Origin of the sequence: Chryseobacterium sp. JM1, assembly GCF_000737715.1 — a bacterium.
Lineage (GTDB): Bacteria > Bacteroidota > Bacteroidia > Flavobacteriales > Weeksellaceae > Chryseobacterium.
In genome coordinates this window covers 1-15,802 of the sequence record NZ_JPRN01000024.1, presented here as the reverse complement: position 1 = coordinate 15,802, position 15,802 = coordinate 1, and the positions used below count along the sequence as shown (strand labels likewise).

Sequence of the window (15,802 nt, the reverse complement as noted above, 5' to 3'; positions counted from 1 at the left end):
AAATTATTTAAATTTCATGCCTTATCTTATCTGGGAAATCCATCCGGTTTTTATTCTCCATACCGTATAATCCGGGTCTTTTGCGTCTATCTCCGGAATATCTTCTATTAAAGGAATTCTGTCGATTTCTTCCTGAGATAAAAGGCGCAAATTCATCTGTGTTCGTCCATTATTCAGAGTACTCTTATCTTCTACAGGATAAATAGTTCCTTCTGCGGTCAGCTGTGTACCATACCGTTGCGGTTTGCTCTGAAAAACCTGGATTCTGTCATACAGAAGAGCGATATTGGAAGGATTAATATCACCATTATTTTCAATCATCAGATCATAACACGTTTGAAGGAATTCAGGCTCACCAATAGCATGTTGAATAACCAGCCACGCGGCATCACTTGCCTTCTCTCCTACTTTTGAAATGGTTGGAAATCCAATTTCTCTGATAATCTCACGAAGCCGTTTTGCATTATGGCTGTGAACCTCCTCCATTTCAGGGTGATACCTTCCGAAAAGCGTACCTTCAGAAGCCAGTTTCTCTCTTACTGACAGATCTTTTTCGGCCAGTTCAATTAATTCTTTTGACAATACTTGGTTCATTCTTCTTTTTAAGTTTAATAATTCTAACTGAATAATCTAAAAATTTCAAAGTGGTTAATTTACTGAATTCGTCCTTTTTAAATATTATCATTTCGCAGTGCAGCGATTTCATCTCCATTAGTATGGAGGTATTGTTTGGACTTATATTCTTTTGATGAAAGCCAAAGAGAGTATTTCTTATTCAATAGGGCTTCCACTGGCTTATCCTTCATACTTATCTATTTTAGGGTTATTATTTTTTTTAATTGAAAATTGCCAAAAAATTTTCAAATATCCTTGCTATACTGGCTGATTTTAATTATAAGTTCTCCTGTTTTGGAAATAAAAGATCGGATTTATCCTAAAATTGAATATTTCAATCCAGTTTTAAAACAAATCCTTCACTTTATAGTGATATGGGCAGGTCATTATTATCTTCAATAAGTGTTTTAATCTACAAAAAGCCTATAAATAAGATATTTTATTGTTAACTCAAAAATACCTAAAGTACTAAAAAACAATAATTTAATAAATATTTATTATTAGCTCAGTCGCCCGGATGTAAAAACCTCATGTACTAAACATTAGATTTGGATCAGAAGATGTTTATCATTATTTAAACTCTGACTAATCTACTTTAAAAAGACAATTTGTATGAAAAAAAAATCCATTCTGCTGGGTGCTCTACTTGTAACCGGCCTCACAATCACCCATGCTCAGACTCAGAAAGAGAGAGCTGAAATCATTAAGGAAACCAATGTTTCTGCACTTCAAAATCTATCCAAGAAATACACGGAACAATTCACCCGTGAAAAAAAAGAAGCATTGGAATTCGCTAAGAAAAATAATATTCCTGTAATTATCAATAACAGAGATGGTTCTATGCAGGAATTAATGAAGATCATTGGTGGAAAACCTTTCTACTATACCAATAACAATGTAGCAGCAGCGAAATCCACAAGAGCTAACCACTTAAATTCAGGAGGCTCTTTAGGATTGAATCTGGATGGAGAAAACATTCAGGTAAATGTCTGGGATGGTGATGGGATCCGTGCAACTCATCAGGAATTTGGAAACCGTGTAACCGCTGGAGATAATGGAAATCCAGCTGGAGATACAGATGGCAATAAACATGCTACGCATGTAGGTGGAACTATTGCTGCTGCAGGTGTGAATGCTGCTGCTAAAGGTATGGCTCCTAAGGCTAAACTCAAATCATTTGAATGGAATAATGATACTGGTGAAATGGCCAGTGAAGCAGCACAGGCTCTTATTATTTCTAATCATTCTTATGGAGCTGATCCTAGATTAATAAGACAACACAATTTGGAATGGATTTATGGAGCTTATATCGAAGAGTCTGCCCAATATGATGACATTCTGTTTAATGCTCCTTATTATGTTCTGTGTAAAGCAGCTGGAAATAGTGGAGGAAGTGGCTATAATCCCAATCCTATAGGGGGTGGTTCCTCAAGTGTTTTCGATAACCTCAGTGATCGTTCTACTTCAAAAAATGTAATTGTAGTAGCCAATGCCAACGACGCTAATATCGATAGTGCAGGTGACTTGGTTTCTGTGTCCATTAATTCCACAAGCAGCGAGGGTCCTACAGATGATCTTCGAATCAAACCGGATATCACCGGAAACGGCACAGATGTATATTCAACCGTTTCTTCTTCCAATAGTGCTTATAATTCATTTAGCGGTACTTCAATGGCATCCCCTAATGTGACGGGAACGCTGGTGTTAGTCAATGAACATTTCAAAAATCAGACTGGAAACTTTATGTTGGGGGCCGCATTGAAAGGTTTAGCACTGCATACTGCCGATGATGCAGGAGCAGCAGGACCTGATGTGAATTTCGGATGGGGATTACTTAACGCCAAAAAAATGGCACAAACCATCACCAACCGCAATACCACAGCTCTTATTTCCGACAAAACATTATCAGCCGGAGGTACGCAAACCCTATCCATCAATGCAGACGGGATCAATCCGGTAACTGCTTCAATTTCATGGTATGATCGTCGCGGTACCACACAAACCTCAAGCAGTGATCTGAACAGCACTACCAAAAGGCTTGTGAATGACCTCGATCTCCGCATTGTAAGCGCAAACGGACAAACTTATTATCCTTGGGCACTTACTTCCAGATCTACTAATAATAAACAGGACAATAACAGTGATAATTTTGAACGTGTAGATGCCGGAGTTCTTCCTGCAGGACAGTATTCAGTAATTGTAAGTCATAAAGGTACTTTAGCCGGAGGCTCTCAAAATTACACCCTGATCGTAACAGGTAAAACTTCAACCCCGGGGACTACTCCTGTAACCCCAACATGCAGCGTACCTACCAATCTGGCCAGCAGCAATATTTCAGCCAGCGGAGTAACGCTTTCATGGACAGCTTCTACATCTGCTAACACAGGATACACTGTAGAATACAAATCAAGTTCTGCCAGCAACTGGACAACAGGTTATACAGGTACTGCTACTACCACTACCATATCAGGACTCACTTCAGCAGCCAGCTATGACTGGAGAATAAAGGCCAACTGCAGTGCAACGGTATCCAGCGCATATGCATCGGCAGGGTTTACAACAGCAGCCAATCCGGCTACATCTTGTGCACAGGCTTACGAAAATAATAATACTCTAGCTTCAGCTTACACTATCAGTTCAAATACGGACTATAAAGCTGCTATCGGAACCAACGGTGATCTGGATTACTATAAAATAACAGTACCACAGGGAACATACACCTTTAGTCTTACAGAGCTTTCCCATGATATAGATATTGAAGTACAAAACAGCACTGGTACCAGACTAGCCTTATCTGAACAAGGAGGCACAAGCAATGAACAGATATCAAAAACGTTAGGCGCTGGAACTTATTATTTAAAAATATATGGTTATCAGAGTTTTAATGCTAACAGCTGTTATAAACTTCGAGTGACAGGTAATTCAACCAATTCAGTTTTTGCTGTTGTCCACCCGGAATTATCTTCAGGTCATACAGATCAGCTCAAAGTATATCCTAATCCTGCTCAAGATCAAATCAATGTACGTCTTACTGTGAAGGGAGAGAAAGCATCTGTCATCAGAATTTATGACGCTTCCGGAAAACAGGTTCTTATACAAAGCGCTGTAAATGGTGAGAATATCATTAATATTTCCCGTATTCCGGCGGGAGCTTATATTCTTTCGGTAGATAGTGACAGCCAAAAGCTTAGTCAGAAATTCATTAAACAGTAACCTTTAACATGCTTCATTTTAGCAAATTTTAATATATTTTTTTAACCGGCCAGATTTAATGTTAATGCTTAGTTACATCATGGCCGGTTCTTTTCTCAACGTATCAAAACTGCAATCACAATAAAGATAAAGTACTATTTGATATCAGCAGATACTGAATTTTAAGTTGTCTAAAAATTAATTAAAAAAACACTACACCCCAAAATAGATTCTAGTAATTTTTTAAAGTATTTTTTCAGCCGGCCGGGTATAAGATTTAATTTATACCAAGGCCGGTTTTTCTAGGTTTAAAGCTAAATTCCTGCAATCTGTTCACAAATCCTTAAAACAATCGTAATCTATATTTCAGGCCGCTCTCCAAACAGACGTTTAATTTTGTTCAGATTTAATATACTGTATAAAGTGAAGAAAATTTTTACCTCTGTTTTATTTTGTGCATCTCTGTTTTTCTATGCACAGACCGGGACTGTCTCCGGAACTCTCAATGATGATTCAAAGTTATCCCTGCCGGGCGCAAAAATTTCTCTGGTACCGGGAAATATTTATACCACCTCGGATGATCATGGAAACTTCGTCTTTCTAAACGTTCCTCCCGGAAACTATACGATGAAGGTAGATTATCTGGGCTACGGAACCAGTGAATACAATGTAAGTGTAGAAGCTGAAAAGAATACAAAGCAAAACATTATTTTCACCAGAAAAGAAACTACTATTGCAGAAGTGGTTGTTACCGGGGCCACTCTTAAAAACCAGGCAAGAGCACTGAATAAGCAAAAAAACAATGCCAATATCACCAACGTGATTTCATCCGACCAGATCGGTCGTTTTCCTGATGCCAATATCGGGGATGCTTTAAAACGTGTTCCGGGAATCACGATACAAAATGACCAGGGTGAAGCCAGAAACCTGATTATCCGTGGTCTGGCCCCGAATCTGAATTCGGTGACCTTGAACGGTGACAGAATTCCATCCGCAGAAGGAGATAACCGGAATGTTCAGATGGACCTTATCCCGTCGGACATGATTTCTACTATTGAGGTAAATAAAACCCTGACACCTGATATGGATGCCGATGCCATCGGTGGTTCTGTAAACCTGATCACAAGAGCTTCCCCTAACGGACAGAGAATTTCAGCAACGGTAGCCGGAGGTTATAATCCGATCCGTGAAAAAGGAAATTATACGGCAGGATTCGTTTATGGAAACCGTTTTTTAAATAAGAAACTGGGCGCTGTTTTCAGTTTCTCCTATAACAATAATAATTTCGGATCAGACAATATTGAACCGACGTGGAGCCTTGCCAACGATGCTGCACAAACCGCTTACGTGAGCAAAATGGGAGTCCGTTATTATAATGAACATCGTATCAGGCATAGTTTTGATCTGAATATGGATTATGAATTTAATTCCAAAAACAAGATCTACGCTTCGGCGATGTACAATTTCAGAACGGATAAGGAAAACAGGTTTGCATTAGGGTATAAAGTAAAACCTGTCTATAACAGTGACGAAACAGAGATCACAGGCTGGAAAGGCAGCATTACCAGACAAAATAAGGGTGGAGATTCTGATAATGACAATACACGTCTTGAAAGGCAGAAAGTACAGAATTATGCTTTACGAGGAGAGCATCTTCTGGGTTCAAAAATTGATCTTGACTGGTCTATGAACTATGCTATGGCAAGTGAAAAGAAACCTCACGAACTATATATAGAGTTTGAAAATGGAAAGATGAATTTTTCTTCGGACCTGAGTGATCCGGGAAGACCAATGATCACGCCCCTTTCTGTAGATAATCTGGGCGTTTACCAGCTAAGTGACCTTTCGGATTCGAATAGCTTTACGCAGGAAAAAGAGTTTGGTGCCAAGGTGAATGTGCGTTTTCCGTTTTCTGTCATTGAGAATCAGAAAGGCAGGCTACGTGCAGGTTTACGTCTGCGTTTAAAGGAAAAAGAGCGAAACAATGATTATTATGCTTTTGAACCTTTAGATACTATGGGAAGTCTGCTGTCTGTTCCAACGGTTCATTTTGACGGGCAAAATTTCCAACCGGGGAATTATGTTCCGGGAACTTTCGTGAACCCTTCTTACATCGGTGGTTTGGATCTGTTTAATCCTAATTTATTTAAAGGAGAATCAAAACCTGAAGAATTCCTTTCCAGTAATTATACCGCAAAGGAGAATATTTATGCAGGATACATCAGATGGGATCAGGATTTCAGCGACAAATTCTCAATGATTTTGGGAGCGCGTTTTGAAACAACGAAAATTGACTATACAGGAAATTATGTGTTGAATGAAGAGGATCTGGCAGGAAAAATTAACCGGACCAATACGTACACCAATGTACTTCCGAATTTGTCATTTAAATATGTTCCGGTTCAGGATCTGGTACTTCGTGCAGCATTTACAACGGCTTTGGCCCGTCCGAATTACTACTCACTGGTTCCTTACCTTAATGTTATTTCCGCAGATGAAACCATCGCAGCCGGAAATCCGGATTTAAAGGCAACATATGCTTATAATTTTGATTTTATGGCGGAGAAATACTTTAAATCGGTGGGGATACTTTCCGGAGGTTTATTTTACAAGAATCTTAAAGACTTTATTTACACGTATTCAAGAAGAAATTATACAACCGAAGATTTCGCGAATGATTTTGCAGGACAGTCCAACCCTATTCCTTCGGGAGAAAATAACTGGAGATTTACCCAGCAGCGTAACGGTGACAATGTAGATATTTATGGTTTCGAGGTGGCACTTCAGAGACAGCTGGACTTTATTCCGGGAGCCTTCTGGAAAGGTCTTGGAGTCTATGTGAACTATACCTATACAAAATCCAAAGCCAAAGGGATTACGAATGAAGATGGCGTTGAGAGAACAGATGTAGGCCTTCCGGGCGCTGCGCCGCATATGTTCAACGGATCGCTTTCATGGGAAAACAAGCGTTTTTCAGCAAGGGTTTCTATGAATTATGCTTCTCATTATATTGATGAACTGGGTGGTAAATCATTTGAAGACCGTTATTATGATAAGCAGGTTTTCCTTGATGCGAATGCTTCCTACAAGATCACAAGCCAGTTGAGGGTTTTCGCAGAAGCCAATAATCTGACTAATCAGCCGTTACGTTATTATCAGGGAATTCAGAGCAGAACCGCACAGGTTGAATATTACAGACCTAGATTCACTTTAGGGGTGAAATTTGATTTTTAAACGCATGAAAAAGATACCATTTATATTCGCTGTTTCAGTTCTGCCTTTTGTGGTAAGCTGCAGCACTCAACATTTAGGAAAAAAAATACAACCTTCCGTTATCACAGAAACCGTTATGCATGATACGGATGATCCGGCGATCTGGATCAATCCTGAAGATGCCACAAAAAGTATCGTCATAGGGACCGATAAAGATACGGATGGCGGACTTTATGCCTTCGATCTGAATGGAAAAATCATCCATAAGGTTCCGGGATTAAAGCGTCCGAACAACGTAGATCTTGAATATGGATTCATGCTAAACGGAAAAAAAACAGACATTGCCGCCGTAACCGAAAGGGAAACGAATACCGTAAAAATCTACAGTCTTCCTGATCTGAAGGAAGTTGGTCAGTTTACCGTATTTGATGGTGAAACAGAACGTGATCCGATGGGAATTTCGATGTACAAAAATCCGGTAACAGGAGAAATTTATACTGTAGTAGGAAGAAAATCCGGTCCGGCTGACGGCTATCTGTGGCAGTATCAACTTTCTGAAAAAGAGGGGAAAATAACAGGTGAAGTAATCCGTAAATTTGGAAAATACAGCGGGCTAAAAGAGATCGAAAGCATCGCTGTAGATGATGAAATGGGCTACATTTATTATTCTGATGAGCAGTTTGGTGTGCATCAGTATTACGCAGATCCGGCGAAAGGCAATAAGGAGCTTTTGGTTTTCGGAAAGGGTGATTTTAAATCTGATGTGGAAGGCATTTCCATCTACCCGACTTCAGTAAAAACAGGCTACATCCTGGTCTCCAACCAACAGAAAGATACTTTTAACGTATATCTGAGAGAAAATCCGGCAAAGGGAAAAATTGCAGAAATCCCGGTTTCTACCAGCGAAAGCGATGGTTCAGAAGTAACGAATGTGAATTTAGGACCGAAATTTCCTAAAGGAGTATTCGTAGCGATGAGCAATGGAAGGGTTTTCCATTTTTATGACTGGAGAGTTATTGAGGAGAGAATTCAGGCAGCACAGAATTCTGAATTAAAATAGATAAATAAAATGATAAACCCCATCAAAGAAAATAAGAGTTTTACATTATTATTTTTAAACATTTTTAATATTAAGTTTTTAAGTGGATTTGTTAAAAAAACGTTTGTTCCAACATATTGATTAATGCAAATTCCAAAAGTTGTATTAACTCATATACCATTTTTTTCAACCCAAATTCACACTGGAAATCCTCTAAATAATCTGAGTGTCTCTACCGAAGATTTTTCTTACTTTAATTGAGGCTAAAATAACAAAACCACTGTTTTTACAATGGTTTTGTTATTGATGGAGATTCCTATTTCATTATGCTTCTGTAAATTTTGATCGGATTGTTTTGTAGAAAAATACCCCAAATAAAATAATTCCGATTATACCATTATAAATACCATTCATTAAATCTAATTGGGAAATAAAATAAGTGTATAATAAATATTCTATTATTAAAAACAAAATATTAACGAGGATAAAATGTACTAACCTTTTTATGTTAAACGAAAAATAAATAGGCATAGAAAAAAGAATACTTATTAAGACCGGAAAAGACAAGAATGACCATAAATAATAAAATAAATCAGTACTATCCCTAATCCCTGGATTTATAAGATAGTAATCGTTATTTTTAAACATCATAAAAATATAAAACAATAAATATTTTATGAATATATAAAACAGAATATTTGAAAAAGCAGGTTTTATCATATTAATTTCTCTTATAAAATCTTGAAGGGTAGTATGAAAAATCTTTTCTAGGAGTAGATACGCCGCCTCTTCCATAATTTCTTTCTGTTTTTGAGTCTGGCGCCCTATGTGTTCCTGGGAATGAAGGTTGGTTATATTGCATCAGTGTAGAAGTATTTCCATTACCAGAAACAGTTAAATTAGCGGAAGGAAATATATTTGTTGAAGCTTCTACGGAAAGATTACCATTACTACTGTTGTAATTGATATCCAATTTTTGAGCAACATCTACAATTTTAAACCCCATCAAGTTCATTCCTGATTCTTCCTGCCAAGAAACGCTTGCATGCTGTTCATAATTAACATTAATTCCAGTTGAAGTACTTGTTAAATTAAATACATTATTATTTCCTCCTTCACCAGGATAATAATCTCGTGCAGTTCCAATAGGTGTAGATCCAACTTCATAAGAAGCTTCTCCAACTAACCTTGTTAATTCCCCTGCATCATTTTCTCTAGCAGTTAAAATAACTGTACTTGTAAGCTTATCTCCCGGAGCTTTACTATTGGGACCATCCCATCTTTTTGCATCAATATAACTATTGAATTTGAATGTTAATTCTTTCCCTAAGTAAGTTTCTTCTGATTTTGTAGTAGCTTGGTTATTCGCATTTTTATCCCAATAGATAGATCCGTCTTTTCTTTTAACAAAATCATCTGCTTGTCTTCCATCCGGATCAATAAACCTAATAGGATTATTAAACGCATAATTATAAGGGCTATATCTTCTCATCTTCTCCGCCAGCGGATCCACAACACCCCATCTTCCCAAATCTGCCATATAGAACCTCGCTCCATAATCATACATACCAGATTCGGTTTGAAGCTCTTTTCCATTGTACTTATACTGATACTGAGGATTGGCACCCACAATATTGTACCCTTCATGCTGTAATCCAAATGGATAGTAGTTATTCTCCGCAATGACCTCTATTCCTGAACTTCCTTTCATGTAACTTACCCTTGTATTTCCTAAATGATCCGCATAATTGTAAATATACTTATTTTTGATAAAATCAAAATAACCTTCCGAAGTGGGCACAAACTGAAGAACACCTAAATTAGGAGGACATAATAAGCATGCCGGTTCAGGTGCATACTGAAATCCATCCAGATAATCCGTCGTTACTATACCTATGGATGTATTATGGTCTTTTCGCAGTTTAACTCCATCTGCTCTATACATATAATTTACAAAAGAGCTTCTCCTTCCGGTACCTATAGAAATAACAGAAGGCAGATTCAGAAAATTATAAGAAATCTCCTGCTCTTTGTCCGGATTTTTTGTCATATTCCCATTCTCGTCATACTTCATTTCACCACCTACATACCCAACGAAATTGGGGATAGCATCCGTAACTGAAATAAGCCTGTTACCCTCATATGCATACCCCATATTGTTGATAAGAGCTGCTGTGGTATTTCCCCAAAGTTTTTTTTATCGTTGGGAGCTGTGGAAGTTCTCCAGTCTACTTCTGCAATATTCCCGTTATACCTGGGTTTTACTTTCAGATCTGTATAATCTGTATTGGGGCTTTCCAGACCTTCTACCTGATTGTATTTGATTTTATATCCAAACAAATCATTTCCTAAACTCGCAGGATCATTGATCTGGGTCATCCAGCCTCTGATATTGTATTTGTAATCTACGGTCTGAAGTGGAGATACGGCATCGGATCCCCCTATTTTTTTAGATTCGAGCTGGGAAAGCTCATTGTATTTATTCTGAGACAGAATTTCTTCAGGATTTCCGTCTACCTGATGTTTGTGAACCAATACTCTGTTTTGATGGTCATAAGTGAAGTTTTCAGTGATGATTCTTTCTGTTTCATTAGCTCCTCTTCTATGCCTTGTAATAACGGTCTGGGGAACGCCTGAAAAATCCAGTTTGGATTCTGTCTTAGTATATCCTCCAAGGTAGTTGATGGAATGGGTGCCAACCGGTCGGCCTTTGGTGTCGTAATAGGTATAATTCTTGGTCCAGTTATCATCTTCGATATTCTTGACAAGACTCATCACCGGAAGGCCTTTGGTGCTTCTGCCTGCAGATACTGTACCTGTAAGAACAGGCTCTCCCAAAACATCTGAAACCGAAGGATTGAAACTGTAGCCCGGAAGGCTGTCATAATAGTTTAAAGACAGTAATTTAACCCAGGTCGGAGATTTGGGGTATGTGTTTTCAGGATTGTCATAATAGACATCCATACCCTGCCTGTTAAATAGCACTGTACTGATCCGGCCTACATTATTTGAATTCTGAAGATTGGCCAGGGACTGTTCAGCAGATCTTGATCCGCCTGTACTTATTCCTGTAAGGGCAACTCTTCCGAACTGGTCATATTTGGTGTACAGCCAATGCCCTTTTGCATTTAAATTCGCATCCTGAGTAGCTACTAATCTGTCCTGTTTATCATACACCATAAACTCCCAGCCTTTTCCGGGAAGCTTCTTTTCAACCAATCTGCCTCTCCCGTCATAGCGTTTTTTTACTGATAACAAAGTTCGTCATGCTTTACTGTATTAGAAACAATATCGCCACGCATGCAGGCGATTGGAGGGAGAACAAATGCAAGTTGATCATATTCGTTATACACATAATAGGTATCTGCATTGTCGGTACTGTTTACAACTTTTCTCAGCAGGATAGTCTGTCCTTTTCCGTTTTTGAATTCTATGGTTTTATTACCATCTTCATCGGTTACGGTATTTTTATAAAGCTGATTGTCGGTATAAAGCCAGTTTTCTCCCAAAACAGATTTAGTCGCCCCATTTTCCCATGTGGTTACGGTGGTGAATTTTCTTACTCCATCTCCTACTGTAACAGCATCATATCCGAATGTGACAGGTTTATCATTCCAGGATGTTCCTGGGTTTTTCTGGGCTAAAATCCTGTCTAATGGAGAGTTTTCAAATATTTTCTCTGAAAAGATCTTTTCTGATCCGTAAATATCGGCTTGGGTCGCATTGGCTAATGAAGAAGGAACAATTCCTCCGTTTTGAGTTCCAGCCTGAGGAACAGGAAGAAAATCCAGAACATGTCTTCCAAATGCATCGTATTCTATATGGGTAACGACATCTCTTCCTAAGGGAGAAGCTTTTACATTAACCACCTGTTTGGCTCTTCCCAAACCATCGAAATACTGTACAGTTTCTGAGGTCTTTGTCGGTTGTCCGCCCACATTATAATCAAGATAAGATTTAGAATACACATAGTTTTCTCCCTGGGTAAGCTGAGCATGCGCCGAATGAGCCATCAACAAAAAACCGATGGGAATGATTATTTTTTTCATGTCTGTGTTTAGTTTTTATAATTGTATTGGTATTCTTTCACGATTTTGTAGACAGGTGCTCCATCATTATATTTATCCAGTTGTTTTACTTCTTTCAGTCGATTAGCAGTGTCATAAGTATAAATTTCCCGGATGCCGGATGAAGAGGTGATACTGGTAACTCCAATTAGTGGATTGTAAGTATACGTACTTATCTGATAACCCGATAATGCAGAATTATTTCTGAACGTATCTAACGCTGTTATCAGTGACAGTTCGGAAGCATCTGTACCCAATTGAGCATCATTGTCTGAGGCATTGACTACATTGTCAATTAACGATTGACTGATATCTGAAAGTTTTGCCCCTTCGATTTTAGCGATAGGCTGGGTTTTGTTGTAGCCCCAAATGATGGTTGTGGAAAGACCATTTTTTGTCGTATACTGCTGCAGGTTTCCTTTTGAATCATATTGGTCATAAGTAAGTTCTGTAGAACCTGTAGCTGGATTCTGTAAATCAAATGACAATGCAGACGTTGGCAGTAAATGGATTGGGCTGTCATATTTTGTTTCTGATTTATTGACTAATTTTCCGTTTTCTTTAGTCTCTGTCTCCAATGGAACACCTATCATATTGGCATTGATTAGTCTTTGATTTCCCTTTTCGTGAGCGTATGCAAAGTCGGATGTAGACACTGTATTATCCGGATAGGTTGTTTTTTGCTGGGTCACCTGATAATGAAGCGGATTATTATAGAAATAATTCGTAGTCGTGGTAGACTTTTTATAGGAAGAATCGTCATCCGTATCTACCGGAACATTTTCAAAATATAGGGTTTCTGTCTTATTATTCAGAGGAACAGAATAAGACTTTCTCGGAAGATAAAATAGAGCCAAATTGGTCACAAGGTTATTCGGGTCCTCTCCTGCTCCGAAGAAAAACTGCTCATACACTGATTTCCCCATAAGATTGTAAACCGTTTTAGTCTCTATAAAATCATAGTTAAAAACAGTTTTTTGTTTCATATAGGCTTTTCCATTATTTAAACTTGAAAAAACCCTATTTTCTATTAGCTTACCATTATAATCTTCGTATAAAACATTACGATTAAAATCTTTTACAGCAGAACCCGTAATTATACTTAAATCAGAAGCATCTCCAAAGAAGGTTGTTCCCGTAGCAGGAGGTGGCGGTGCATAAAAACCATCCGTCCCATCAAATACTCCGTTTATAAATCTTTTTTCTTCTCCGCCTTTTTCAAAATTATCTCCTCCATAACTAATCGTAACTACCGGAAAAGAAGGTGACTGATCAAAATAGTCGTTTGAGTTTTGTGATGAAAGAATAGACTGTTGAATAGCTTTAGGGTAAAATAAAGGAGTTCCATTCCCATTCGAACAGCCGGCTATATCATAAATATAAGTTGTATATCCACCTATCTGATAAAGATTGTCAGGAAGAAGGTCAGGTTTATTAATATCATCAAATGAAGAGTAATACAATCTTTTAATATTCGTCGTATTAACGCCATCAAAATCAGATATTCTTTTTAATCGTAGCCCCACATTGTTTACCTCTTTGTATTTATTCTTATAAACAACCAGATAATCGCCTATATCATGATAGTTGGTTCTTAGCAGTTTCATAACAAATTTATACTGTCTGTTTTTTACAGTGGCAAAATCAAAAACAACTGTTTTTTGAGACGGTCCCTCCTGTCCAAAAATAGGCTTAGGTAAAAGCAAATTCTGATCTTTTAAGACTTCATTGGTAACAGCATCCAGTATTTTAAAGTTGGCTGTATAATTGGCCGGAGGACCACTTACCATATGTTGGGAGATATATAATGTCACACTGATTTTATCATCCATGATCTCATTTCCATTAAGAAATGAAGTATTCTCTATATTGGCAGGAATTTCGTCGGCATCCAGCATTGCGCCCTGACTGCCATAGACAATACTTTTCTGGCCTAATCCTTCATATTCATATAATGTTTTTCCTTTGGTAGGATAAGTTATTGATTTCAGGGTACCTTTTACAGCATACTCAAAATTTGATCTTCTGTCAGCCAGCCCTGCCAGCCCGGGAAAATCAGTTTGAGTTCCGTCACCAATCAGTAAATTGAGATTGGGAACTAAAGTAGGCCCACTATTTCCGTTATAATAACCGTACAGATCTGTAGCACGAGCCATTCTTGCCGGTATCCGAAGTGGATCATTATATTCAAAAGCATATTCATTATTATATATTCTGGCATCGTTTACAACATCATATATCTTAATATTTGATAAAAAGAATCTTTTCTTAGGTGTTGAATCTATATAAATAAATTCAAATTCCTTATTTTTTTTATTTCTGTTAAAAACTTCTATTGATAATATTTTGTCAACATCCGCAGGATCATAATTGATTTTAATGCTGGACTGCTCACCTTTAATAGCAGTTAAAACTCTGGAATCATTTACTTTTAAAACAAAACCGGAATAAGTTTTGTTAAATCCCAACGATCTTGTAGGATTTTCACAATCCTGAAAAGTCTGAGTTCGGATCGTCTTATATTCAGTTTCTGATATAGGAGTACTCGTCGGACCGTTATTTTTATACTCAAAATTCAGTTCACTTCCCTGGACATTTTGAATTTTTGTCAGATAAAAACTCGTATATCCTCCAAGTTCCGGAGAATCTCTTACAAATGTTCTTTCAATAGCAGTACTTCCCCCGAAATAATATTTTATTCCTTCGTTTGTCGTCAGTATAAACGCATGGGTAGTTTTAAAATCTCCTACCGTCTGGATCTTGAACTGATGAGTATCTGCCAATAATACGGGATTCAAATCTTTGTCTAAATAAAAGCTGCCGGTAAGTCCATTAACTGAAATATTAAATACATCAACTTCATTATCAAGAGTGGCATCCTTAACATATGAATTCAGCAAAGCTGCATTTGCCGAACCGTTGGGTGATTGGGTCAGGGTATTGATTCCATATAAATTTTCAAAAATCAATCTTTTGGCAGGAATTCGCATCTCATCGGGGAAATCATATATTGTCCTTGTAATAACTCCTCCCATATCAAGAAGCCAGCTGGCTCCCACATTATTGGGGACATCATTTACTTTAACTCCTAATTTTGAATATCTCAGTTCAATATTGTTGAAGAGGTCTTTTTCCTTTATTCCTGTAATCGGAATACTGATCTGAGCCATTCCTTTGTACTCATTTAACGGTTGATTTCCGTAAGTCGTCATTTGTTCTGACTGAGGTGATGGCGGAACAATGTTGGTCATTTCATTTCCTAAATGACGCTGAGAATTTACACTCTGATAAATAAATAGAGTGAATATAATGGGGGTAATTTTTATCATTTCTTAATCAGTTTAGCATTCGCTGTTTTGTTCGTATCCGTTTTAATCGTCACCAAATAAGCTCCCTGAATCAGATTCTGCGTATTGATCTTCGTTACTTTATTCTTCGTTTTCAAGCTCTGAAGCTGTCTTCCACCCATATCATACAGGATAATATCTGCTTCATTAAAGTCGAAACCTATTTCTACATAAGCATAATCTGAAACCGGATTCGGATAGATCTTAATGTCTTGTTTTTCTATGAGTTTGTTGATCTGACCATCTCCAAGCTTCACGATCTTCCAGTTCTCTTTTCCAAGTTCTTCAGCACTGGTTCCTGCCAGGATAATTGAACCATCTCTGTTTAA

The 15,802-nt window shown here is 37.7% G+C and carries 10 protein-coding genes; 3 read left to right on the top strand and 7 right to left on the bottom strand.

Annotated features, from left to right (window positions below):
* Positions 1 to 21 precede the first annotated feature (21 nt).
* Together IW22_RS22660 and IW22_RS24750 are read right to left on the bottom strand one after the other, a co-directional pair.
* Complete coding sequence (locus tag IW22_RS22660) at positions 22 to 594, bottom strand: DUF6624 domain-containing protein (protein WP_034731732.1); 573 nt, start codon at positions 592 to 594, stop codon at positions 22 to 24.
* 77 nt (positions 595 to 671) lie between these two features.
* Positions 672 to 806, bottom strand: coding sequence for a hypothetical protein (locus IW22_RS24750; protein WP_262483644.1), 135 nt, complete (start codon positions 804 to 806; stop codon positions 672 to 674).
* Positions 807 to 1,227: 421 nt separating this feature from the next.
* On the opposite strand from IW22_RS24750, the gene IW22_RS22655 reads away from it, so the two are divergent.
* The 3 genes from IW22_RS22655 (at position 1,228) to IW22_RS22645 (ending at position 8,080) form a co-directional block, all read left to right on the top strand.
* On the top strand, positions 1,228 to 3,828 hold the full coding sequence (locus tag IW22_RS22655; RefSeq protein ID WP_034731730.1) for a S8 family serine peptidase: 2,601 nt from the start codon (positions 1,228 to 1,230) through the stop codon (positions 3,826 to 3,828).
* A 402-nt stretch (positions 3,829 to 4,230) separates the two neighbouring features.
* Complete coding sequence (locus IW22_RS22650) at positions 4,231 to 7,041, top strand: TonB-dependent receptor (RefSeq protein WP_051891366.1); 2,811 nt, start codon at positions 4,231 to 4,233, stop codon at positions 7,039 to 7,041.
* Positions 7,042 to 7,045: 4 nt separating this feature from the next.
* Positions 7,046 to 8,080, top strand: a complete 1,035-nt coding sequence (locus IW22_RS22645) for a phytase (protein ID WP_051891365.1) — start codon at positions 7,046 to 7,048, stop codon at positions 8,078 to 8,080.
* A gap of 700 nt (positions 8,081 to 8,780) precedes the next feature.
* Here IW22_RS22645 and IW22_RS23885 read toward each other — a convergent pair.
* From IW22_RS23885 to IW22_RS22625, 5 genes are all read right to left on the bottom strand, one after another.
* Positions 8,781 to 10,214, bottom strand: coding sequence for an RHS repeat domain-containing protein (locus IW22_RS23885; RefSeq protein WP_081874014.1), 1,434 nt, complete (start codon positions 10,212 to 10,214; stop codon positions 8,781 to 8,783).
* Positions 10,142 to 11,317 (bottom strand): hypothetical protein, encoded by a 1,176-nt coding sequence (locus tag IW22_RS23880; protein WP_051891363.1) that lies wholly within the window; start codon positions 11,315 to 11,317, stop codon positions 10,142 to 10,144. The genes IW22_RS23885 and IW22_RS23880 overlap by 73 nt, the downstream gene beginning before the upstream one ends.
* Entirely contained in the window at positions 11,305 to 12,108 is an 804-nt protein-coding gene (locus IW22_RS23875; protein ID WP_051891362.1) for a DUF6443 domain-containing protein, read from the bottom strand. Before IW22_RS23875 ends, IW22_RS23880 begins: the two co-directional genes overlap by 13 nt.
* A gap of 8 nt (positions 12,109 to 12,116) precedes the next feature.
* Positions 12,117 to 15,455, bottom strand: coding sequence for a hypothetical protein (locus IW22_RS22630; RefSeq protein ID WP_034731726.1), 3,339 nt, complete (start codon positions 15,453 to 15,455; stop codon positions 12,117 to 12,119).
* Positions 15,452 to 15,802, bottom strand: a 351-nt coding sequence (locus tag IW22_RS22625) for a T9SS type A sorting domain-containing protein (protein WP_034731724.1), incomplete at its 5' end; no start/stop codon positions are given. The genes IW22_RS22625 and IW22_RS22630, both read right to left, overlap by 4 nt.

Bases quoted from the DNA above. Each gene is read 5' to 3' on its own strand.
- IW22_RS22660 (WP_034731732.1), bottom strand. From the start codon at position 594: ATGAACCAAGTATTGTCAAAAGAATTAATTGAACTGGCCGAAAAAGAT.
- IW22_RS24750 (WP_262483644.1), bottom strand. From the start codon at position 806: ATGAAGGATAAGCCAGTGGAAGCCCTATTGAATAAGAAATACTCTCTT.
- IW22_RS22655 (WP_034731730.1), top strand. From the start codon at position 1,228: ATGAAAAAAAAATCCATTCTGCTGGGTGCTCTACTTGTAACCGGCCTC.
- IW22_RS22645 (WP_051891365.1), top strand. From the start codon at position 7,046: ATGAAAAAGATACCATTTATATTCGCTGTTTCAGTTCTGCCTTTTGTG.
- IW22_RS23885 (WP_081874014.1), bottom strand. From the start codon at position 10,214: ATGGGGTATGCATATGAGGGTAACAGGCTTATTTCAGTTACGGATGCT.
- IW22_RS23875 (WP_051891362.1), bottom strand. From the start codon at position 12,108: ATGAAAAAAATAATCATTCCCATCGGTTTTTTGTTGATGGCTCATTCG.
- IW22_RS22630 (WP_034731726.1), bottom strand. From the start codon at position 15,455: ATGATAAAAATTACCCCCATTATATTCACTCTATTTATTTATCAGAGT.